Annotated in this window: 18 protein-coding genes and 1 riboswitch; of the genes, 10 read left to right on the forward strand and 8 right to left on the reverse strand. The window is 40.5% G+C overall.

Translation table 11 applies throughout. The features are described 5' to 3' along the window. Positions 1 to 291 precede the first annotated feature (291 nt). Both WAX86_RS08605 and WAX86_RS08610 read left to right on the forward strand, forming a co-directional pair. Positions 292 to 1,602: a glycoside hydrolase family 18 protein gene (locus tag WAX86_RS08605; RefSeq protein WP_065170407.1), complete on the forward strand. Its 1,311-nt coding sequence runs from the start codon at positions 292 to 294 to the stop codon at positions 1,600 to 1,602. 321 nt (positions 1,603 to 1,923) lie between these two features. Beyond that, positions 1,924 to 2,027: riboswitch (glycine riboswitch) on the forward strand. Between the two features lie 80 nt (positions 2,028 to 2,107). Beyond that, positions 2,108 to 3,514 (forward strand): sodium:alanine symporter family protein, encoded by a 1,407-nt coding sequence (locus tag WAX86_RS08610; protein ID WP_005298899.1) that lies wholly within the window; start codon positions 2,108 to 2,110, stop codon positions 3,512 to 3,514. Positions 3,515 to 3,589: 75 nt separating this feature from the next. Here WAX86_RS08610 and WAX86_RS08615 read toward each other — a convergent pair whose 3' ends face one another. Together WAX86_RS08615 and WAX86_RS08620 are read right to left on the reverse strand one after the other, a co-directional pair. Beyond that, positions 3,590 to 4,000, reverse strand: coding sequence for a nuclear transport factor 2 family protein (locus WAX86_RS08615; RefSeq protein WP_065170536.1), 411 nt, complete (start codon positions 3,998 to 4,000; stop codon positions 3,590 to 3,592). Between the two features lie 148 nt (positions 4,001 to 4,148). Next, positions 4,149 to 4,784 (reverse strand): hypothetical protein, encoded by a 636-nt coding sequence (locus tag WAX86_RS08620; RefSeq protein ID WP_239971830.1) that lies wholly within the window; start codon positions 4,782 to 4,784, stop codon positions 4,149 to 4,151. A gap of 272 nt (positions 4,785 to 5,056) precedes the next feature. Here WAX86_RS08620 and WAX86_RS08625 point away from each other — a divergent pair, with 272 nt between their 5' ends. Further along, positions 5,057 to 5,365, forward strand: a complete 309-nt coding sequence (locus WAX86_RS08625) for a high-potential iron-sulfur protein (RefSeq protein ID WP_341488642.1) — start codon at positions 5,057 to 5,059, stop codon at positions 5,363 to 5,365. A gap of 110 nt (positions 5,366 to 5,475) precedes the next feature. Here the strand turns inward: WAX86_RS08625 and yegD are convergent, their stop codons facing one another. Further along, a complete protein-coding gene (yegD, locus tag WAX86_RS08630) occupies positions 5,476 to 6,828 on the reverse strand; it encodes a molecular chaperone (RefSeq protein ID WP_341488643.1) in 1,353 nt (450 codons plus the stop codon). Between the two features lie 253 nt (positions 6,829 to 7,081). On the opposite strand from yegD, the gene WAX86_RS08635 reads away from it, so the two are divergent. The 7 genes from WAX86_RS08635 to WAX86_RS08665 all read left to right on the forward strand — a co-directional run bounded on the left by WAX86_RS08635 (position 7,082) and on the right by WAX86_RS08665 (position 17,027). Beyond that, on the forward strand, positions 7,082 to 7,708 hold the full coding sequence (locus WAX86_RS08635; protein WP_065170404.1) for a thiol:disulfide interchange protein DsbA/DsbL: 627 nt from the start codon (positions 7,082 to 7,084) through the stop codon (positions 7,706 to 7,708). A 327-nt stretch (positions 7,709 to 8,035) separates the two neighbouring features. Next, positions 8,036 to 9,061 (forward strand): porin, encoded by a 1,026-nt coding sequence (locus WAX86_RS08640; RefSeq protein WP_341488644.1) that lies wholly within the window; start codon positions 8,036 to 8,038, stop codon positions 9,059 to 9,061. Positions 9,062 to 9,374: 313 nt separating this feature from the next. After that, positions 9,375 to 10,385, forward strand: a complete 1,011-nt coding sequence (locus tag WAX86_RS08645) for a porin (protein ID WP_341488645.1) — start codon at positions 9,375 to 9,377, stop codon at positions 10,383 to 10,385. A gap of 437 nt (positions 10,386 to 10,822) precedes the next feature. Beyond that, positions 10,823 to 12,973: an adenosylcobalamin-dependent ribonucleoside-diphosphate reductase gene (locus tag WAX86_RS08650; RefSeq protein WP_238070470.1), complete on the forward strand. Its 2,151-nt coding sequence runs from the start codon at positions 10,823 to 10,825 to the stop codon at positions 12,971 to 12,973. Positions 12,974 to 13,001: 28 nt separating this feature from the next. Continuing rightward, a complete protein-coding gene (locus WAX86_RS08655) occupies positions 13,002 to 13,688 on the forward strand; it encodes an NrdJb (protein WP_341488646.1) in 687 nt (228 codons plus the stop codon). 464 nt (positions 13,689 to 14,152) lie between these two features. Beyond that, the gene (locus tag WAX86_RS08660) at positions 14,153 to 15,811 is read left to right on the forward strand and encodes a putative transporter (RefSeq protein WP_005298885.1); all 1,659 of its coding nucleotides are present in this window, start codon (positions 14,153 to 14,155) and stop codon (positions 15,809 to 15,811) included. 172 nt (positions 15,812 to 15,983) lie between these two features. Then, positions 15,984 to 17,027 carry an FUSC family protein gene (locus WAX86_RS08665; RefSeq protein ID WP_005298884.1) on the forward strand — a complete coding sequence of 348 codons (1,044 nt, stop codon included), beginning with the start codon at positions 15,984 to 15,986 and terminating at the stop codon, positions 17,025 to 17,027. A gap of 53 nt (positions 17,028 to 17,080) precedes the next feature. Here WAX86_RS08665 and rlmC read toward each other — a convergent pair whose 3' ends face one another. From rlmC to ihfA, 5 genes are all read right to left on the reverse strand, one after another. Then, positions 17,081 to 18,220 (reverse strand): 23S rRNA (uracil(747)-C(5))-methyltransferase RlmC, encoded by a 1,140-nt coding sequence (gene rlmC / locus WAX86_RS08670; RefSeq protein ID WP_138222502.1) that lies wholly within the window; start codon positions 18,218 to 18,220, stop codon positions 17,081 to 17,083. A 98-nt stretch (positions 18,221 to 18,318) separates the two neighbouring features. Then, positions 18,319 to 19,080 (reverse strand): vitamin B12 ABC transporter ATP-binding protein BtuD, encoded by a 762-nt coding sequence (gene btuD, locus WAX86_RS08675; protein ID WP_341489378.1) that lies wholly within the window; start codon positions 19,078 to 19,080, stop codon positions 18,319 to 18,321. Continuing rightward, positions 19,080 to 20,075, reverse strand: coding sequence for a vitamin B12 ABC transporter permease BtuC (btuC, locus tag WAX86_RS08680; RefSeq protein WP_068947399.1), 996 nt, complete (start codon positions 20,073 to 20,075; stop codon positions 19,080 to 19,082). Before btuC ends, btuD begins: the two co-directional genes overlap by 1 nt. An 83-nt stretch (positions 20,076 to 20,158) precedes the next feature. Continuing rightward, entirely contained in the window at positions 20,159 to 21,190 is a 1,032-nt protein-coding gene (locus WAX86_RS08685) for a succinylglutamate desuccinylase (RefSeq protein WP_068968078.1), read from the reverse strand. A gap of 262 nt (positions 21,191 to 21,452) precedes the next feature. Beyond that, a complete protein-coding gene (ihfA, locus tag WAX86_RS08690) occupies positions 21,453 to 21,749 on the reverse strand; it encodes an integration host factor subunit alpha (RefSeq protein WP_036763671.1) in 297 nt (98 codons plus the stop codon). Positions 21,750 to 21,937: the final 188 nt, after the last annotated feature.

Here is a 21,937-nt window from a genome sequence, read left to right on the forward strand (position 1 = left end):
ATAAGACTTCAATTAAATCAATAAAATAAACAATATTCATAATATTTTATTGCATATATAAAGCGCCATTTTTATAGCAAAATATTATTTCAAAACTTACTTATCATAATTAATCGGTCTAAAAATTAGGCGTTTTATTATTTTTATTTTGTAAATTTTTACCAATTCAACCCATTTTTAATAGGAGAGAAATAAGTCTGTGAAGCTCATCAACCTCTAATTTCTTGATGATCCTATGATAAAAAATGAACGTTAAAATAACCTTATAATTCTCTTTCAACTCAAAATAGTATGAATCAAGTAAAGCCTGTAGTACTCACTCTTCTTTCAACCATATTGTTTTCATCTTTTGTTCAGGCTGAAGAAATACAAACGACAAAACCTGTTATAGCGGCCTACTACCCAGATTGGAAAGTTTATAATCCAAGAAAAAGTTACTCCGCTGGATCAATTCCTACCGAAAAATTAACTCATGTTATTTATGCTTTTTTAGGCGTTTGTGGACCTCACTCAGCTTCTCCGGCTAATATTCAAAAAATAATGGCTCAGCAATGCCGAGGAAAACCAACCGGAACGGCTGTTATTGTCGATAACTTTGCTGCATTACAAAAACAGCTCCCAGGCAAAACAGACTACAAAGTGAGATACAAAGGAAATTTTGGTCAATTAAGTGCGCTAGTTAAAGCAAATCCAGAGTTGGTTGTTTTACCCAGTTTTGGCGGCTGGACCCTATCAGAGCCTTTTCATACCGTTGTAATTAATCCAACCTATCGTAAGAACTTCGTTGTGAGCGCCATAGACTTACTAGAACGTTATCCATTTTTTGGTGGTATTCAACTTGATTGGGAATATCCCGGAGGAAATGGGTTATCAGGTAAAGGCAAAGATAATCTTGACCAAGAAAAAATAGGATTTACAGCCTTACTTAAAGAATTAGATCATGGTTTAGAAACTCTATCTCTGAAACATCATCGACAATACGAGCTTTCTGCGGCAGTGAGTGCAAGTAATAAGAATATTAACAATATTGACTGGCCACAAGTCGCTCAGTATTTAGATCACATATTCTTAATGAGTTATGATTTTCTCGGCGGTTGGGAAAATATCGTTGGCCACCATGCCAATTTATTTGCAACGAACAAAACCCCAAATCAGGTCTCAGTCGATCAGCAGGTCAATGCATTGTTACAGCGAGGTGTATCACATCAACAAATCATTGTCGGTGTTCCATTTTATGGCCGAGGTTGGCAACAAGTTGAGGATTTCACCCCAAATACACTAGAAGGATTGACGAGCCAAAGCGGCTTAAAAAAAGGATCAGACCTTGATGATCCAGGCTATTTCACCTATCAAGATATTGCCACTCATCTGCTCAATAATCCTAAACTTGGCTATCAGTACTATTATGATGAACAGGCTCAAGCCGCCGTACTTTATCATCCCACTAAAAAAGAATTTATTACTTTTGATGATCAACGTTCAATCAAAGCAAAAACTGATTATGTCAAACAAAATCGACTTGGTGGTATTTTCACTTGGGAGATTACTGCAGATAAAGATAATCAACTTATTGAGCTAATATCGACAGAATTAAATCGATAATACAGTATTTATTCTTACCACCGATATTTCCATTTATGAAAAAAGCGCTTTCCATGTTTGTAGCGCTTTTTTTATTCAAAAAATTTTTTTAAAAAATACCTCATTTTTTTGCTGACAATCACATTTTTATCCCCTAATATTGCTGCCGTAATTTGAGTTCCGATGAAGACAGCAGGAGAGCGGCGAGGACTTTCAAACTAATGAAAGCCATAAACGCCCGCCGAAGAAGTAAGCAACCGAGTCTATTTTTTTCATGAAAATACTCGTGTGTAAATCTTTCAGGCACCCTAGTTCCATTGAATAAGGGTATGGACTGTTGTTGGAGGAGCCTCTGGAGAGACTCGTTAAATCGAGCGCCGAAGGAGCAAGTTAAACAGCATAATCTGTTTAGTGAAACTCTCAGGCAAAAGGACAGAGGAGATAAGATCAACAGCCAGAATTTCTTTCTGTAACCAACTATTTCTGTTGTTTTTTATCTCTTCCTTTGATGTTTAAAGGAGGGATGATGAATCCGCTACACGACACAATTTTTAGTTTTTTAAAAGCATTTGATAACCTTGTTTGGGGTCCACCACTACTGATCTTATTGGTTGGTACGGGTATGTATCTTACTTTTCGCTTAGGATTTATCCAGATCCGCTATTTACCACTGGCTTTACGCTACGTATTCGGTGGTAAAAAAGATAAAGACGCCCAAGGCGAAGGTGATGTTTCCAGCTTTGCAGCCCTATGTACTGCCCTATCTGCCACCATTGGTACAGGTAATATTGTTGGCGTTGCAACCGCTATCAAATTAGGTGGTCCTGGCGCCCTGTTTTGGATGTGGCTTGCTGCTTTATTTGGTATGGCAACAAAATATGCTGAATGTCTATTGGCGGTAAAATACCGTGAACAAGATGCTAACGGCCAAATGCTAGGTGGCCCAATGTACTACCTAGATAAAGGTGTCGGTAGCAAATGGTTAGCAAAACTGTTTGCCCTTTTTGCCATTGGTGTTGCTTGTTTTGGTATTGGTACCTTTCCACAAGCAAATGCGATTGTAGAAGCGGCTCAAATTTCATTTTCAGTACCAAAAGAAATTACCGTTGTTATTTTAACTGTATTAGTTGCGATGGTAACGCTTGGTGGTATTCAATCTATTTCAAGCGTAGCAAGTAAAGTTGTTCCGCTTATGGCTGGCTTTTACATTATTGCTTGCCTAATTGTACTTGGTACTAACGTTTCTCATCTACCAGAAGCCGTTAGTCTAGTTATTGAGTCTGCATTTACAGGTCATGCCGCAACAGGTGGTTTCCTAGGTGCTGGTATTATGCTTGCGATTCAATCAGGTATTGCTCGTGGTGTATTTTCTAACGAATCAGGTTTAGGTAGCGCACCCATTGCAGCAGCTGCCGCCCAAACAGAATCGAGCGTTCGTCAAGGTCTTGTTTCAATGACAGGTACGTTCTTTGACACCATCATTATCTGTACGATGACAGGTTTAACTTTAGTGGTAACAGGTGCATGGCAAACTGATCTTGCAGGTGCAACCATGACTACCCATGCCTTCTCTATGGGTCTGAACTCTGACTACTACGGTCCATTAATGGTATCAATCGGTTTGATGTTCTTTGCATTTACCACTATTTTGGGCTGGAACTACTACGGCGAACGCTGTGTAGCTTACCTATTTGGTGTAAAAGCTATTCTGCCATATAAACTATTTTTCTTAGTCCTTATCGCAGCTGGTGCATTCATGAAGCTAGATATGATTTGGATTATTGCTGATATCGTTAACGGCCTTATGGCAATTCCAAACCTTATTGGTCTTGTATGTCTACGCCATGTCATTATTGCTGAAAGCCAAACATTCTTTGCCCAGTTAAAAGCAGAGCGTGAACAAGAAAAACAGCAAGCAGCACAAGCAATGTAAGTTATTTAGATAAAAGAAATGCCTCACTATTGTCTAGTATAGTGAGGCATTTTTGTATCTAAGCAATTGAAATAACTAGTCGAGATAATGAGTCAATTGCTGATAAAGATCAAAGTTACTGTCTTCCATCCAGCACTCCGTCATCATGCCATTTTCTAATTTAAACAACATCATCCCAGTCATATGGACAGCCTGATTTTTACCAGGAATACGTAACCAGCCACCATGGTATGTTGCATGACATTGGTAAGATGCCATCAATTTATTATCATCAGATAACATATGAGTTAATTGAAATTGTACGTTTTTAAAACGCTGATGCCACATGGCTAAAAAAGACAAATATTCTTGATGTGTGACCTGGTATTTGCGTCCACCAGCCATATGAAAGATAAACGGATCAGTTGCCATCTCTTGTAGTTGCGAGCTATTTACTTTAGCAAGCACTTCAAAAAACCACTGTTTGATCCATAACTCTTTATTCATAATAACCTCAGCCAGTTTTATTAAAATCATCTAATTGGCTTATTATTAGTTATAGATGATTATATTAATAAAACTAGCCTAACCAAAATCACGACCAAGATCTGTAATTAAAATCAGCTTTGACAGAAACCTTTCATTACATCAATAATTAGACCGCTTCATATTCACGAACATAGGCGATGTTAATATCAAGGGCTGCTGCTTGTTCATAAGATAACCAAGTATCTTTTAGCTCTTTAGCAATTTTGCACGCCGCTTCAGCATCACTAATGAGTAAACGTTCAGCAAACAGTTCACCTGCGTCTTGCTTCGCTCGAAATGATGCTAATGCCACAACGTCAACAAAATGTAGAGCATCAGATGCAGAAGCAAAGGTTAATCGGTTTAATTCAATCCCCATCGCCCATAACTTAAGTTTTGCAATCGACCCCCAATGACTGGAAACAACAGCTAAATGTAAATCTTTGCGAGCTTTTAGTTCAGAAAATAAATTATGTACCTTTGTTTTATCTTGATCAGAATAATTTCGTTCAATCAGTGCTTGGCGCAATAGCTGGTAATAAGTCTTCTCAACTTGACGATGTAATACAGAGCGGCTCTCTTTGATCTGATAACATTCAATAAAATGGTCAAGAGCGCTGGCGTCAGTGACATTTAGTTTGCATAATTCATCTGCCGTCACCTGAATATTGAGCTCTTGATTGATAGCCTTAATGTAGCACTCGCGATCAAATTGATCTTCATCGATCAATAAACCATCAATATCTAATATAAATAACTTCATGAATTACCTTCTTTGTTCAGTAGAACTTTTAATCAGTGTATTCTCAATAACTTAGCAATAAAATACTGTGATCTAGATAGCTCCCTAAACAATCAGACTTCAATTAATCATCGGCTTTGCGATCCTGTGACACTTTTTAAGTTCACTCCCCTTTAATTATGCACTCACGATGAAATAAGCTAATAATTAAAGAGCGGAATCGAATATAAAAATCCAAGTGGCATTAAATAACTTGGATACAAAAAGCAATGTCGTAATAAGGATGATTACAGATGAAGAAAGAACCAAACCGTAGGCAGTTTCTCAAACTGGGTTTAGGCAGTGTGATAGGTATGACAGTCGGTGGAAAAATTCTACTTCAACCCGTATCGGCAGAAGAAATTCCTCATGTCTCACCTGAAGATCCTCAAGCAAAAGCGCTTAAATATGTCGATAAATCTACTGTTGATGGGCAAATATGTGCCAACTGTGCCCTAATACAAGGAAAGGATGGAGATGAATGGCGTCCCTGTGCAATTTTCCCAGGTAAGTTAGTTAATACTAATGGATGGTGTTCTGCATATGCGCCCAAACCAGCATAACCGTTACTGTTACCTGTAATAAAAAAGAGAGCCTTTATTGCTCTCTTTTCTATATGAAATCTCTCAATAGCCCCAAAGTGCAAGATTCTGAGAGAATAAGTTAGACATTTCTATTTAAAGCAGTGATCGGCCCAACGAGCAAGACCCGACGTCACCGAACCAAAATAACTACCACTAACAATAGGAATATTTGGCAACTGCTGCTCAATACACTGACGTAAAATCGGTGAACGAGCGGTACCCCCGGTCATAAAGATAACATCAGGTTGGGTATCAGCTTGAGCCAGTGCCTCAACAACCAGTTCTCGCATCTTCTCTTTCGGAACATCAATTGCTTCAGCTAGCTGCTGTTGATTAATATCAATCTGGAACTGATCAGCTAAAATTTGCATATGAACTTGATAAGCTTGCTGCTCAGACAAAGCAATTTTTGCCTCTTCTGCTCGTCGCACAAGTTGATAGCCTAAAGTTTCATGATAAACATGGATGAGACGTTGTAACTTTTCAGGCTCTTGAGCATCTCGGCGCAATTGATCCAGAGCTCGTAAATTAGCGTTAGAATAAAATTCCGTTTGAGCGGCTACGTTATTGATCGCAATCGGATTCCAAAATTGGCTTAATGGCATCTCGATTCCTCGCAAGGTCTTTGAACCATAACCAAACTGAGGCATGAGTTGTTTAAACGCCAAATAGATATCTAGATCGTTTCCACCAATTCGTTGTCCACTGTGGGCCAATAAACTTGCGCTACGGTCTGCTTGCTGACGCCATGTTGGCCCCATTTGGATAAGTGAACAGTCAGTAGTACCACCACCAATATCAACTACCAATACCATTTTATCTTCGGTTAGTGAGCTTTCATATTCTAGACCTGCGGCAACAGGCTCAAATTGAAATTCAACCTCTTTAAACCCTGCGCGTTTTGCAGCTTGAAGTAATATTTTTTCAGCTTGAAGGTTAGCACTCTCACCACCCGTTCCTTGGAAGTTTACCGGGCGACCAATAACCGTATTCACAATATCTTGTTGCATTGATAGCTCTGCCTGCAACTTAATATTTTTCATCATGGCACAAACAAGATCTTCAAAGAAACTGATCTGCACATCACGCAGGCCATTCGCTCCTAAAAACGACTTAGGTGATTTAACGTAATAGGTCTCTTCAGGATCGGCTAAATAGCTATCTAATGCCGCTTGACCAAACAGTAAGTCACCCTGCTCTACTATAATGTCTTCTTCACGATTAAACGCAACGGCGCGACGTAATACTTGCTCACCCACTGAATCTAACGGCTTAACCCCCATAAAACGATAGAGATACTCAGAGACAGCTTCACGGGTTGGCGCAGCTAATGTAGAAGGTATATAAGGATTATCTTGTTCTAACGGTAGTAGTTTCGGTTGACCATTTTCCATTACCGCTACAGAACAATTCGCTGTTCCGTAATCGAATCCAATAAACATAGCTATAAGCTCCGCCATTAATAAAAGCGGCGGATTGTAACGGATTTCAGCCCAAATAGAGAGAGCAATTGTGTAATTTGTGATTGATATTTAATGTATTGATAAGAATCAGGAACCATTACTTAAGATAGTGCTCTAAAATGACTACAGTTTTCTTAAAAACCAAGGTACATTGTGCCCACTTTGTAACGGCTATACCTAAGCTGACATTTATCAAAAGTTTAGGTATATCCATTAGCAGAAAGACAATATTATGAAATTAATCCTTCGTTCTTTTTTCAGTTTCCTATTTCTAGCGCTCGCACTGACAGGTTGTTCTGACTCAAACACACCTAAAGATGGCGATCAATACATGACTATTGCTAAACCAATCAGTGATATGCAAGGTGTCTATGAAGTATTTTCTTTATCTTGTGGCCACTGCCGTAGTATGGAAACCATGCTGCCTGAAATTAAAAAACTGGCTGGTGTTAAAGATATCCGCAGTGTACATGTAACGTTTAATGAAAGTGCTCAACTGGCTGCTTTTGTCTACTACGCGGCAGCGATTCAATCTCCAAATGGTGAACCAAGTGATAAGTTGACTGAACAATTGTTTGCTTATACTCAAGATACACCAAAAGATACCCCTATGGACAAGCGCAAAGAGATGCTAAACAACCTGTTTGCACAGTACAAAATGAACAGTCCATACCAATTAACTCAAACACAGCAAGAAGAAGTGTTTAGTAAAATGGATCAAGCACAGAAAATCATTGAGGCGGCTAATATCACATCGGTTCCAACCTTTATCGTAAATGGTAAATACCTAGTCAATACGCCTGCACACAAGAACTTACAAGATTTAGCAAACACCATTAAGTACCTAGAAGCTAAATAATCAATCCCGTTCTATCCAAATCTATCAAAGCCCTGCACTCACTATGCGGGGCTTTTTCTTGTAATAAGAATATACAGTTCGACACAAACTCTCATAACAAATTCGTTTCTTATTTCTTTGTCTTTTTTGAGACTGATTGTAACTATGTCTAAATGTATCAATCCAAGATTAACCAATTGATTATTCATGTTTTATATTGATTGCGAAATGTAACTTCACATTCATAATACTTGATGACGTTTGACTAATATTACAGACATTTTATCGCTTTAATGAGTCCACAAAACAAACACAAGCAGTGAAAACACAATTTTAAGGACTCATACAATGATGAAAAAAATTCTTGCACTTAGTATCAGTGCTGCATGCATAGCCACTTCAGCTCAAGCCGCTACTGTCTATCAAGATGGTGATAGCAAAGTCACCATTGGCGGACGCTTAGCAGTAAAAGCGCAATACACTGAAAGCACTAAAGATACGAGCAGTACAACAGAACTTGAAAATGCCAGTTCTCGAATTAACTTCGGCTTTGAACATCGAATGACGCAAAACTGGCTGGCAGGGGCGAAAGCGGAATGGGGATATGATGCACTTTCTAGCGGAAAACAAGAATTCTCTAACCGTTTAGGTAACCTCTATTTCGCAAATCAAGATGCAGGCCTTATTACTGTGGGTAAACAGTGGTCAACTTATTACGATATTACTGGTTGGACTGATGTATTTTGGATTTATGGCGGTGAGGCGTCAGGAACCTACGATGGTCGAGATGGTCACGGTGGTTCTGGTACAGGTCGTGCGGATGATGCCATTTCTTATCGTAACTCTTTTAACGGCTTAAACGTCGCTGCACAGTACCAATTTGAAGATGGTTCATCAGAAGGTGAGCGTCGTTATGGTTTGCAGGGTGCTCTATCTTATGATCTTGGTTTAGGGCTTAGCTTTGGTGGTGCCTATAACCTCACAAAATACCACCAGCAATCCGATGATAAAACATGGACTCTTGGCGCAAAATACAATTCAGATATGTTCTACTTGGCGGGGCAATACGGCCAATATCGTAACCATACCGATATTAACGGTAACCTGACTGACGTAGCGAAAAAAGCCTATGGTTATGAACTGGTTGCAGCTTATTTAGCAGAAGGTGGTTTATACCAAGTTTATGGTGGTTATAACCATTTGGCTGACGATAACTCTTCTGCGCGTTATTCATATGGCTTGGTTGGAGCGGCATGGACTCCTGGGAATATGGTCTTTTCAGCCGAATATAAGTTAGGCGTCACAAATAAAGATCAAAATGGGGCCAATAACGGCGCAGATCAAGTCGCCCTTTTAGCTCGCTACAACTTCTAAACTTACCGACTTCTTTTTTATCCTAAACTCCTGTTCATTGTTGATTGAGGCGAAAGTCACATCTCTTTGGCACCTACTTGCTAGGTGCCCTTTTTTTATTTTGATCATTGAGTTTAGCTCTTTTTTCCCGTCATACCATTTTTGTTCACTGTTTTTATACATTCAGCACAAAAGCAATTATTTGCGTTGAGCTTGATTATTTATTTATCCCTTTAGTGGCTACATTTATTAGGTGAAGATATGCATCTTAATCCCTATTTGGACAGTGCATGCGGTACTTCACAGGACAATAGACACAAAAAAGGAATTCTAAATGAATATTAAATTCATCACATTAGCAGTGGCATCCAGTATCGCATTTCCTGTATCGGCAGCAACAGTATATAAGGACAGCAACACAGATTTTGAAATTGGTGGACGAGTAGAAGGACGAGCTAACTTCTCTGATGCCAATAAAACCTCATCAAACAGTAGTACATATGAAGATATGTCTCGCGTTCGTCTTAATGTGCAAGGCAAACAAGAATATAACCAAGATATTTCATTTGTAGGTCGTTACGAGTTTGAATTAACAGAGCAAACCGATCCTGCCTCTGATGACGAAGTTGATATTAATACTCGTCATATGTATGTCGGAGCAGAAACCAGTATGGGTAACCTGTACTACGGTCACCAAAACAATGCTGTTACTTATTTAACAGATTGGACTGATATGGCAGAAACCTACAGTGGTTATACCAATGAATACACTGTTGCTTCTGCCGACCGAGCTAAAAATGTCATTCGTTATGCCATCACTACCCCAGAAGGAATTACGTTCCAAGCCGATGGAAACTTTAACTCAGACTCTCAAAGTGACGGTTATGGCGTAGCTCTGGCCTATGAAGTAAATAACCTAGGTGTAGGTGTAGGTTATTCAGCTAGCGATCAAACTTACAGTTGGAAAGCCGATCCGAATTTAAAGCATGATTCAGACACATACTATCTAACAGCAAAATACAGTTTTGAAGGTTTCTATGGTGCTGCGCTTTATCAGGGCGGTAAGATTGCCGATTCTGACTTCTACGCCATAGATGCTTTCGCCAGTTACACCTTTGGCGACAATATGGTCGATATATCCTATAACAAATATTCTGCAGATGATTACGTTATATTAGACATAGAATTTATCGCTATTGAATATGCCCGCTATATGGGAAATTTTGCAGCTTATGCAAGCTATAAGTTTAATTTAGTCGATGTTGCATCAGGTTATACATCTGTGGATTACATTGGCGACAACACCGACGACGAACTGATGCTAGGTGTCCGTTATAGCTTCTAATCCAACCAAATAAGATCCAACAATACCAGTCAAATTCCCCTATGATTTGACTGGTATTTTATTTAGCTTTCCTTATGTTCATTCCTGTTAAGAATAATTTAATCCACTATTTTTACACTCAAACCATCACTATAGATGAGATTAGTTCTCAACACGTTTATCGCTGTTTTATACAAACTAAGAACTTTTACCATCCTGTTTACCATAAACCCTCAGCTAGACTTATTGAAGGATAAGGGATTAGTCACATTGTCAAGACTTGAAGATCATAGTTTAGAGTGGTTTGATCAAACGCGTTGCCAATACAGGATCGATAAGATCACAGTTCATCAAAATATCTCAATGCGTTACTTAATTTGGATAATTTGAACACTACACTATGGCACGTCAATCTCTTAACTTCGTTGTATTATCAACGTATTCAAAGGTGTTATCTTATGGCGAAAAGCTCCCTTGCAGCGGATACAACTGCCAAGCAAACTATCCCATTCCAGCCAACTTCTATTGAAATTTGGGACAGTAAATATCGACTGAAATCCAAGTATGGCGATGCGATTGATCTCACCTTAGACGACACTTTCAAACGGGTAGCGAAAGCCCTATCTGCCCTTGAGAAACCCAAGCTACAACAACATTGGTATCAAGAATTTCTGTGGGCGCTTCGCAACGGTGCAATCCCCGCAGGCCGAATTACTTCTAATGCAGGAGCTTTTGAGCATAAACCCGCAACATCAACCATTAATTGCACAGTATCTGGGATCATCGAAGATTCCATGGATGATATTTTAGCTAAGGTGCATGAAGCAGGGCTTACACTGAAAGCGGGCTGTGGTATTGGTTATGATTTTTCGACCTTACGTCCACGAGGGGCTTTTGTCTCAGGTGCCGGTGCATACACATCGGGCCCACTTTCCTTTATGGATATCTACGACAAAATGTGTTTTACCGTCTCATCTGCAGGCGGTCGTCGTGGTGCACAAATGGGAACCATGGATGTTCGACACCCAGATATTATTGAATTTATTCGAGCTAAGCGTGAAGATGGACGATTGCGTCAATTCAATCTTTCACTACTGATTACCGAAGAATTTATTGAAGCGGTTAAACAAGACCTCCCATGGCAGTTAATCTTCCCAATGACCGCGAAAGAAATCGCACAAGATGGCATTGACGTTGATAATGATGAAACCATGGTTTGGGCAGACTGGCCAACAACGACTGATCTGATTGAAAATGATTTAGGCCAAGTAGCTTGTAAGATTTACCGCACTCTACCTGCTCGTAATTTGTGGAATATCATTATGACGTCCACTTACGATTATGCAGAGCCGGGCTTTATTTTGATCGATAAAGTCAATCAAATGAACAATAACTGGTTCTGTGAAGACATTCGAGCGACCAACCCTTGTGGTGAACAACCTCTTCCTCCATATGGTGCTTGCTTACTAGGCTCGGTTAATCTGACCAAATTTGTTCGTTATCCTTTTACCGAACAAGCTGAATTTGACTGGAAAGAGTTTCGTAAAGTGGTGGCCATTTTCACTCGTATGCTCGATAACGTTGTTGAAATCAATCATCTCCCATTAGAAAAACAGCGTTATGAAATTGAAAATAAACGTCGTCATGGCATGGGTTTTCTCGGTCTGGGTTCAACATTAACAATGCTAAGACACCAATATGGTAGTGCGGCATCTGTTGCTTTTACCGAACAAGTTGCTCTTGAATTAGCAGTAGTGGGTTGGCAACAAGCTCTTGAACTGGCAAAAGAAAAAGGTTCCGCACCTATTATGGATCAAGAGTTTGAAGTAACCGCAAAAATGTTACGCCAACGCCCAGAAATGCGTGATGATGGATATGAGTTAGGTGATAAAGTTAAAGGCCGAATTCTGCATGCCAAGTACAGTCGTTACATGCAGCAATTAGCAGAAGTTGAACCTGAGCTAGTTACTCAATTAATGGAAACTGGCGCTCGCTTTACTCACCATAGTTCCATCGCTCCAACGGGTACCATTTCGCTTTCTCTTGCCAATAATGCGAGCAATGGTATTGAGCCAAGCTTTGCTCATCACTACACCCGAAATGTTATCGTGGCAGGAAAGAAAACCAAAGAAAGTGTTGATGTCTATAGCTATGAATTACTAGCTTATCGAGAACTCATCAACGATAAAGCGATGCCATACAGTACCGAGCCTGACGCCATGTTACCGGACTATTTCATCACAGCTGACGATATTACGCCAAGTCAACATGTGGAAGTTCAAGCAGCGGCACAACGCTGGATAGACTCTTCAATCTCGAAAACTGCCAATGTTCCAACAAACTTTGCTTTTGAAAGCTTTAAAGATATCTATATGGACGCCTATGACAAGGGGCTAAAAGGCTGTACGACATTTCGTTTTAACCCAGAAGTATTCCAAGGCGTTTTGGTTAAAGAGAAAGACCTCGAAAATACGACTTATGTCTTTACGCTGGCCGATGGTTCTACCTTTGAAGCAAAAGGCAATGAACAGATTGAGTACGACGGTGAAATCCATACCGCAGCCAATTTATACGATGCATTAAAAGAAGGTTACTACGGTAAGTTCTAGTCAGCACTCCGATTCTAGGTACAAAATTATGGTTAGAAAAATTGAACAAAATATTGTGGGTTTTAAAGTCAAAAACCACGTTGAAGAAACACCAATTCAAGAAGAGACCGCACCTTTAGAGCAGATGCATGAGTCTATGCCTCGCCCTGAGAAATTAGTTGGTGCAACTTATAAGCTTAAAACACCAGAGCATATTTCAGAGCACTCTCTGTTTATCACAATTAATGATGTCGTCCTTAATGAGGGAACCGAGCACGAAATACGTCGCCCATTTGAGGTATTTATTAATTCTAAAAGCTTAGAACATTATCAATGGATTGTGGCGTTAACCCGTATTATGTCGGCTGTTTTTCGCAAAGGTGGTGACTGTACGTTTTTAGTCGAAGAGTTGCGCTCTGTCTTTGATCCTCGGGGTGGCTATTGGAATCAGGGCAAGTATGTTCCATCTTTGATTGCTGAAATTGGCAATATCATTGAAATGCATTTGATTGAAATCGGCATGATCAATAAGCCTGAGTTAGATCAACATCAACAAGCATTTATTGATGCAAAAAAAACAGAGCTGAGCGGTAACTCAGTCAGTAACGAGCAAGAACAAACTGATAGCAATTTTCCACCAAGTGCAACCCTTTGTTATAAGTGTCATGCCAAAGCTGTGGTCGTTAAAGATGGCTGCCAAACCTGCCTTAACTGTGGTGACTCAAAGTGCGGTTAATGATCTAATCTTGTACGCTGTAGCTTAAATTACTTCTAGCCCATCAATTCTGGTGGGCTTTTTTGTATCGACCATTTATTTGTAACAAATTGCAAACAAGAGACCTACATCACACACACATACTCATAAGCGTTACAGTTGCTTTTTCAACTCAGTGCACACTTTGTAAAAATGAGACTTAACCCACGAATTTATTTGGCGTATTTATAGGTGTATGTTTGCGTAACACTGTTTGGGCAAGAGAGCCAATGACGGCATTTTGGATCAATACAGAACCAGATAGAAAAATAAACAATAACAACAAACTCTATCCGCTAGGTAGAACTACTCCCTAACCACTCCTTTCGTACCATTGCGAAATCAGTTCTTACTGAGTCCCCCTACCCCCAAACTCAGCGTTACCTAGGGTCGGCAATTATGCTGGTACCACTAAATGGATTTTATGGAAAATTAGGAGGCTCTTTATGAGTGACATTGCGCTCTCTATCAGCATACTTGCGCTGGTAGCAGTGCTGGGACTATGGATGGGTAACTGGCGGATCCGTGGTGTTGGTTTAGGTATTGGTGGCGTATTATTTGGTGGGATCATTGTTGGTCATTATACCGATGCTTGGGGTATTGCTCTTGATGCCCATACGTTGCACTTTATCCAAGAGTTTGGCTTGATCTTATTTGTTTATACCATAGGTATTCAGGTCGGCCCTGGCTTTTTTGCTTCTCTACGTAGCTCCGGCTTAAAACTAAATGGTTTTGCCGCTCTCATCGTTGTTATTGGCTGTTTAGTCGCGATTTTACTTCATCAATTCTTTGATGTGCCCCTTCCAGTTATTTTAGGTGTCTATTCAGGAGCGGTAACTAATACCCCATCATTAGGTGCCGGACAGCAGATCTTGTCTGAGTTAGGTGCAAATGAATCCATGCTCGATTTAACGGGTATGGGCTATGCGGTTGCTTATCCTTTTGGTATCTGCGGTATTTTGCTAACTATGTGGCTGGTACGCTTACTGTTTAAAGTCAATGTTGACCATGAAGCTGATGAATACGATAGCAATAATGGTAAGAAAACAGAGAGCCTTCACACCATCAATGTTGCGGTGAAAAACCCAAATCTTAATGGACTTACTTTAAGCCAAGTTCCAGCTCTTACTGAAGGATCAATTGTCTGCTCCCGTCTTAAAAGAGGCAGCCAACTCTATATTCCAAAACCTAACACACGCATAGAAACCAACGATTTATTACACCTTGTCGGTAATCCTAAAGCGCTGGATAAAGCCCGCTTAGTGATTGGTGAAGAAGTCGATACATCACTTTCAACCCGAGGTACAGATCTTCGAGTCCAGCGTTTAGTGGTTACCAATGAAATTGTATTGGGTAAAAAAATCCGCGATCTGGAATTAAAGGAGAAATACGATGTTGTGGTTTCTCGCTTAAACCGAGCTGGCGTTGAACTTGTACCAACGAGCCAAACATCATTACAGTTTGGTGATATTTTAAATCTGGTCGGACGCCAAGAAGCCATAGAAGCCGTAAGTGGACTGGTGGGTAATGCGCATCAAAAGTTACAACAAGTGCAAATGCTGCCTGTCTTTATCGGCATTGGTTTAGGGGTATTACTCGGTTCTATCCCACTCTATCTACCCGGTTTTCCAGCAGCAATCAAACTTGGTTTAGCCGGAGGTCCCCTCATTGTTGCTCTTATTTTGGCTCGAATCGGTAGCATAGGTAAGCTGTACTGGTTTATGCCACCCAGTGCGAACTTAGCGTTACGTGAAATTGGTATTGTTCTTTTCTTAGCGGTGGTGGGATTAAAATCAGGCGGAGGCTTTGTTGATACTTTAGTCAATGGTGATGGCTTAAGTTGGATGGGCTACGGGATTCTTATTACCTTCTTACCTCTAATGATTACGGCAATAGTTGCTCGAATGTTTGGTGGACTTAATTACTTAACCATTTGCGGTATGCTAGCAGGTTCCATGACCGATCCACCCGCGTTAGCTTTTGCAAATGGACTTCACCCAACCAGTGGAGCTGCAGCATTGTCTTACGCCACGGTTTACCCTCTTGTTATGTGTTTACGCATAATATCCCCACAGTTACTCGCTCTGCTTCTTTGGGCGATGTAACCATTGCAAGCCACCACACTTCCTCATTTGGGTGGCTTGCTTTTTTATTCTATTCAATCAATCTTACATTCTTGCCTTAAATATGTGATCTAAATCATGCTATTATTTGTAGGATGATTAAAACAGGCCAGTTCAATCCCGATGACTGGTTGTCCACATAAGTCTAACTTCCATGAACTACTACGAACGCTTTGCTATCCGATATTATCGCTTTTTGTATATTTTACGGGTATTTGTGACCTTCAGTCTCATTTTGTCTATTACCCGAATTTTTGATATCCCTTATGGTACCTGGGCCCTTATTACTGCGGTCACTGTTATGGGTTCTATGCCATTTATTGGTGGCGTGTTATCAAAAGCAAAACAACGTATATGGGGAACCATGCTTGGCGCACTGCTGGGTTTATCACTCTATTTGATCCCAGTGCAATTTAGCTGGATGCATCACTTTATGTTTCTCGCGTTTATCTTAGCGGCAATGTATTACACGCAAGAAAAATACTCTTACGCCGCTTTAGTAACCGCGATCACAATTGCGATTGTAGCTGGTGGTGGACCTGAAGATTTTCATGCTGCGATGTGGCGCACTATAAACGTACTATGGGCAGGTATGACCGCTCTTATTTGCAGTTTGTATGTTTTCCCTTCCCGCGCAACAAACCATTTTTTAGATTTGGTTAGCCAATTTATGGATCAAAGCAGTCAGTATTATCATCAGCACAACCAAGAATTATCGATGAGCACATTTAACCCAATCAGTACCACAGATCTGGCTAAACTTATCGATCAACAACAAGCTCTGCTTCCCCATGCATTAAAAGAGTCGGGGCCAAATAAACAAGTTATTACTAACGCTTTACTGATTGAAAAACGTATTTATACCATGCTAGAAACATTGGTCAGTACACGTTGGGATACGCAATCGGGACAAGAAAAAATCAGTGATATGCCAGGATTAACTCAGGCCAAAGAACAACTCGCACGACGCTTTGAACGACTTAGCCGACAAGTTATCGATAAAAATGTCACGCCCATTCACAAAGATGAAATCAAGCTGTTGCACTTATTACCAAATCGAGAGCACCACGAGCAAGATGACACCAGTGATATCAGTTATTTTGGTTATCTTTGGTTAAACCGAGAGTTGGCAAGACAGTTTTCCAAACTCACACATACACTGGCAAAACTGTTTCAATATCATGATGAGATTCAATAAATAACAAAGCCCCAGATTATCTCGGTAAACTGGGGCTCTTTTATGAGTCGTATTTATTCTTTATGGCTGAGCAATACTAGTACTTCAGCATGATCGGTATGAGGGAACATATCAAACCACTGCACTTTCTCAAGCTCGTATCCCTCTAAGCGTTGAATATCAATTGCTAAAGTCTCAGGGTTACAACTTGAATAGATAATATGCTTTGGTGCAAAGTGACTTAATTGTTGACACAGTTGCTCACCAATACCACGACGAGGTGGATTTACCAGCACCAACTCAGGCGCAGTATCGTGTTCCATCGAAAATCCCGTCGAATCAAGAGCGGCAAAATCCAGATTTGTAATCCCCATTGCCTGTGCCGAACGTTGAGCACTGGCAATCGCTTCTGGTTCAATCTCGATACCCGTAACATCAGTTTCAGGGCTTACACAATGCAATGCAAAACCACCAACACCGCAGAATAGATCCCACATAGCGCTTGGTTTTATCTCACGAACCCACTGACGAGCAGTTGCATATAATTTTGCAGCAACATCTGGATTGGTCTGAAAAAAGCTTTTTGGTCGTATAACCAGAGGAACGTCATTAAGCTGTTCATCAAGATGCTGTGCTTGAGTTAAAAAGATCTCTTCATCACCTTCTAACCGAGCCATATGTACAGGCTGGATATTTACCGATACGACTTTAATGGCCGGAAAAGCTGTCATCAAGCGTTCAAGATTCGCTTCAATTCGAGGCATAGCATTATGACTGCGCAGCACAAAACGAACCATAAACTCACCCGCTTTATGGCTACGAGTTAGCAAAATAAACTTAAGCTCGCCTTTTTTCTTATTCACATTGTACGGAGGGATCCCAGATGTACGAATCCATTGCTCCAGTGCTGCCAATAAATCTTGCATATCTTGCGGATAAAGAGGACATGCTCGTAAGCTGATCGGTTTATTGTCTTCATCAACAACCGCCACCGCACCAAGACATGGTTCATGAGCTGCCCCCAATACGACCATTTTGGCTTTATTGCGATAGCCTTGAGTCGCACTTCGCACTGGTTCTAACCAATGTTGAGGCTGACAAGGTGCTAATAGTGAACGCAAACCTTGATCTTTTTTCTCAATTTGCTGGTCATAACTCAATGAAGAGAGAGGACAAGAACGACATAAATTTGAAGCAGACAGTGAACAATGCATAAGGCGAGAATCAATCAAATAACAACAATAACGATAATATGTCAGGACATGAATCGTTGATTTAGATAAAGGTGCGCTATGTTATCACAAACCTAGCGCTATTCCATAAAGAGCAAGCAATCTTGGCCCTGATGTACAATTCTCTTAATGGGGGTCTGAAACACACGATGCAGTAAAGATTCGGTCATAACTTGCTTTGGTGCACCTTTCGCTACACAAGATCCGTTTTTAAGAACTAAAACAGTATCAGCCTCACGCAGCGTACGATTTAGATCGTGGTTAGCTACAACAACCGCAATGCCTTGATCAGCCACTTGGCGTAAAATACGATATAACGCTGCTTCTTGTCCCACATCCAGAGCCGCTGCGGGCTCATCTAAAAGCAATAATTTCGCATCTGGATTAATTCGAGAATCGACTTGAAGCAGTGCCGTTGCAATTCTAACGCGCTGCCATTCACCTCCTGATAAAGACTGAATATTACGGGTCAGCTTATCGGAGATATTCAGCCTGTTTGCTATTTCATCAACGGCGGCATTCACCTGTTTATCACCAAGATCGGCAAACATCGCAATAGTTAAGCTCATATATTGGTAGACCCGCATAGCAAACGCAGGCTTATCTTGTTGAGTTAAATAACTGCGAATATGAGCTAAAGAAGTTAAATCTAATTGAGCTACTGAGCATTCATCTAGGAATACATCACCCTGTCCAATTTCTAGCCCTGACAATAACGACATTACGGTACTTTTTCCGCTGCCGTTAGGACCGATTAAATGGACAATCTCCCCTCCTTTAATGGAAAAAGACATGGGTAGTAGCCTAGGCGGTAGTGCTAAATTTTTCGCATGAAGTAGCATCATTTTGTCTCCGCCTGTGACAGTAACATCCAAATAAATATCGGCGCGCCTAACGTTGTGGTTACCACTCCAACAGGCAAATCGGCGGCGGGTAATACAATGCGCGATAAAGTATCAGCAAACGCCAATAACAACCCACCACACAGAGCAGAAAGCGGCACTAAGAAACGGTTATCTGTCCCTAAGGCCAAACGTAAGATATGTGGGATCACCAAACCAACAAAGCCAATAACCCCGCCTAAAGCAACCGAGATCCCAACTAGCAATGAAATCGCCAGAATCAATTTCCAGCGCAGCTTAGTAATATCCAATCCCAACTGTTTGGCTTGTAATTCACCCAACATAAGAATGTCGAGCTGGCGACCTTGGGTACATAGCCAAGCAATCATTGGCAATAATAGCACCAGCAGTATCAATTGCTGCCAACTCACTCCCGCAACACTTCCCATTAACCAATACATCAATTGGCGCATAGAAAGATCATCACTGAAATAGAACGACCATGTCACCACCGCACCCGATAAAATGCCTAGAGCTACACCTATGAGTAATAAGCGAGTTGTTGTCACTTTCCTTTGTCGAGAAAGCATGACTAAGATAAACGTAAACAGCAACGCACCCACCATTGCGGTCAACATAGAAATCCATGGCGAAGGTACAACGGGTAAAACAAACATTAGTACCACTAAAGCCAAACTTGCTCCCCCAGAGATACCTAATACGCCGGGTTCAGCTAAAGGGTTCGCTAGCAATACTTGAAGTACCGCACCACTAACAGCTAATGCGGCTCCAATCGATATTGCAGCAATTAAGCGCGGAAGACGAAGCTCTAACAGTAACTGTTTCGCTAAATCACTCTCTGGCGACCATGGAGTAATCCAAATTTCCCCTACCGCGAGAGAAAAGAGACAAATAAGAAGTAACAAAATGCCCGCTCCGATGAAGGCCCATCGCCAGCGTGCATTTTGCTTTTGAATTAGATGATTAAGTTGCATGATGTTGATATCTCAAATAAGAGCTACAACAATAACCGCTCTCATTATAAATAGAAAGTATCATGCATCTTAATATTCGGTGATTAGAGGATTTCTTCGATGCTTGTTGGTTTTACTAGCAATACTGCGCGTTGACCAATAGCAACATCTGGGTTTGGAAACACAATCGCTTCGCCACCTTGCTCGATATAAAATTGAGTTTCTCCGTCACCACCAATGTGCTCACCTTCATCAAAGAAAGTAAAATTAGGAACATCTGTTGGAAATAAAAAGAAGAAATCGGAACTTTGCTTTATGAGCGTTCGATTCACACGATAAACAGGCGTTTTATTACTATCCCACTTGGTTTCAACTAATTGAGGCTCTGATACTAACAATCGCATTGCCCGATCAAAATCATCTAGCTGAGTTAAATCATTTCTACCAAGTGGTGCAACTTGACCAAGTTCAATCGTTAAAGCCTGCGCCCCAAAATATTCTGCGCTGTGCCAACTGAATGTTGATGATGGTCGATTTGATAATAAAACCGCATCCAAGTTTGCTTGTTGAATAAACGAGAATAGAGAAGCACTACGAGTCGGCTTATCTGTAAATGGGCTCAAAGCAAAACGGTAATGTTGAGATTTTCGGATTGCACAGTGCAGATCTAAATGCCAACGTTCAGGCGCAACAGCCGTTGAACGACCATAAAAGTTAGAGACAATATCTTGCAGATTATTGGCAATATCACACTCTAGATTTCTTGGTTCGTTTTTCACTTGAAATAAGCGGTTAAGGTTCTCTTCAATAAATCGAGTTTGATTATTGATGGCAGTTGGATGAGCAATCATCACCAATAAACGATGCGATAACTCCAATCGTCCAGCCATAATATCGCGGACTAAACGGTCTAATAATTCAATTGGAGATGTTTCATTACCATGAATGCCCGATGATAAAATAATATCTTTAGTTTGAGCGGGTAATTGTGGTGGATTAAACTCCAAAATACCACGATCTAAAGAACGGCATAAGATACCAGATGGTAAAGTCCACTCTTCTTGAGTAAACGGTAAGGACATATCACAAGTCGCGGCTAACCACTGACCTCTTTGAACCCAATCTGTATATGTCATGATACTTTCTCCCATTTACAATTGTGCTGACTTATTATTTTTATACCCGAAGACATCAAGACATTTTTTAGTGAACAATCTTCGTAATGATGCCTCAGTAATGACTTAGGTATGGTTAAAACACCATACGTGACGAAAGTGTTAATTCCTATTATTTTATGTTCTAACTGTGTCACAGAGCAGAACATAGATAATAAAAAACCCAAGTAGAACAACTTAATCTACTTGGGCTTTGCTTTCGTTATTGAAAAACTACTTGAAATTACTTTTTAACTTCTAGCTTTTCTACACGAGCTTTTAGTTTTTGACCAGGACGGAATGTTACAACGCGACGAGCTGTAATCGGAATATCTTCCCCGGTTTTAGGATTACGACCAGGTCTCTCGTTTTTGTCTCGCAAATCAAAGTTACCAAAACCTGATAATTTAACTTGCTCACCATTTTCTAGAGCCTTACGAACTTCTTCAAAGAAGACTTCCACCGTATCCTTGGCGTCCCGTTTGCTTAATCCAACATTCTCAAACAGGTTCTCAGCCAAATCGGCTTTTGTGAGCGCCATAGATAACTCCCTCAAGACTATGTTGAATGAACACGTTATACCCTAATGCTATTATTGTGCATTTAAGCTACACAAAGTAACCGGGTAAAACACGACGAATCTTTATTGTTAATTCGAGTGTGATACATCATAGAATCAATACGCATCGGGACGACATTGATTCACTCGAGCTTAACTCAAAGACAAGT

It is taken from the genome of Photobacterium damselae subsp. damselae (assembly GCF_038086725.1).
Taxonomy (GTDB): domain Bacteria; phylum Pseudomonadota; class Gammaproteobacteria; order Enterobacterales; family Vibrionaceae; genus Photobacterium; species Photobacterium damselae.

What these genes read in the sequence shown, in the direction of transcription:
- WAX86_RS08610 (WP_005298899.1), top strand. Translation starts at nt 2,108, where the DNA reads ATGAATCCGCTACACGACACAATTTTTAGTTTTTTAAAAGCATTTGAT.
- btuC (WP_068947399.1), bottom strand. Translation starts at nt 20,075, where the DNA reads ATGCAACTTAATCATCTAATTCAAAAGCAAAATGCACGCTGGCGATGG.
- WAX86_RS08625 (WP_341488642.1), top strand. Translation starts at nt 5,057, where the DNA reads ATGAAGAAAGAACCAAACCGTAGGCAGTTTCTCAAACTGGGTTTAGGC.
- rlmC (WP_138222502.1), bottom strand. Translation starts at nt 18,220, where the DNA reads ATGCATTGTTCACTGTCTGCTTCAAATTTATGTCGTTCTTGTCCTCTC.
- WAX86_RS08665 (WP_005298884.1), top strand. Translation starts at nt 15,984, where the DNA reads ATGAACTACTACGAACGCTTTGCTATCCGATATTATCGCTTTTTGTAT.
- WAX86_RS08655 (WP_341488646.1), top strand. Translation starts at nt 13,002, where the DNA reads ATGGTTAGAAAAATTGAACAAAATATTGTGGGTTTTAAAGTCAAAAAC.
- WAX86_RS08615 (WP_065170536.1), bottom strand. Translation starts at nt 4,000, where the DNA reads ATGAATAAAGAGTTATGGATCAAACAGTGGTTTTTTGAAGTGCTTGCT.
- WAX86_RS08685 (WP_068968078.1), bottom strand. Translation starts at nt 21,190, where the DNA reads ATGACATATACAGATTGGGTTCAAAGAGGTCAGTGGTTAGCCGCGACT.
- WAX86_RS08660 (WP_005298885.1), top strand. Translation starts at nt 14,153, where the DNA reads ATGAGTGACATTGCGCTCTCTATCAGCATACTTGCGCTGGTAGCAGTG.
- WAX86_RS08650 (WP_238070470.1), top strand. Translation starts at nt 10,823, where the DNA reads ATGGCGAAAAGCTCCCTTGCAGCGGATACAACTGCCAAGCAAACTATC.
- yegD (WP_341488643.1), bottom strand. Translation starts at nt 6,828, where the DNA reads ATGTTTATTGGATTCGATTACGGAACAGCGAATTGTTCTGTAGCGGTA.
- btuD (WP_341489378.1), bottom strand. Translation starts at nt 19,080, where the DNA reads ATGCTACTTCATGCGAAAAATTTAGCACTACCGCCTAGGCTACTACCC.
- WAX86_RS08640 (WP_341488644.1), top strand. Translation starts at nt 8,036, where the DNA reads ATGATGAAAAAAATTCTTGCACTTAGTATCAGTGCTGCATGCATAGCC.
- WAX86_RS08620 (WP_239971830.1), bottom strand. Translation starts at nt 4,784, where the DNA reads ATGAAGTTATTTATATTAGATATTGATGGTTTATTGATCGATGAAGAT.
- ihfA (WP_036763671.1), bottom strand. Translation starts at nt 21,749, where the DNA reads ATGGCGCTCACAAAAGCCGATTTGGCTGAGAACCTGTTTGAGAATGTT.
- WAX86_RS08605 (WP_065170407.1), top strand. Translation starts at nt 292, where the DNA reads ATGAATCAAGTAAAGCCTGTAGTACTCACTCTTCTTTCAACCATATTG.
- WAX86_RS08635 (WP_065170404.1), top strand. Translation starts at nt 7,082, where the DNA reads ATGAAATTAATCCTTCGTTCTTTTTTCAGTTTCCTATTTCTAGCGCTC.
- WAX86_RS08645 (WP_341488645.1), top strand. Translation starts at nt 9,375, where the DNA reads ATGAATATTAAATTCATCACATTAGCAGTGGCATCCAGTATCGCATTT.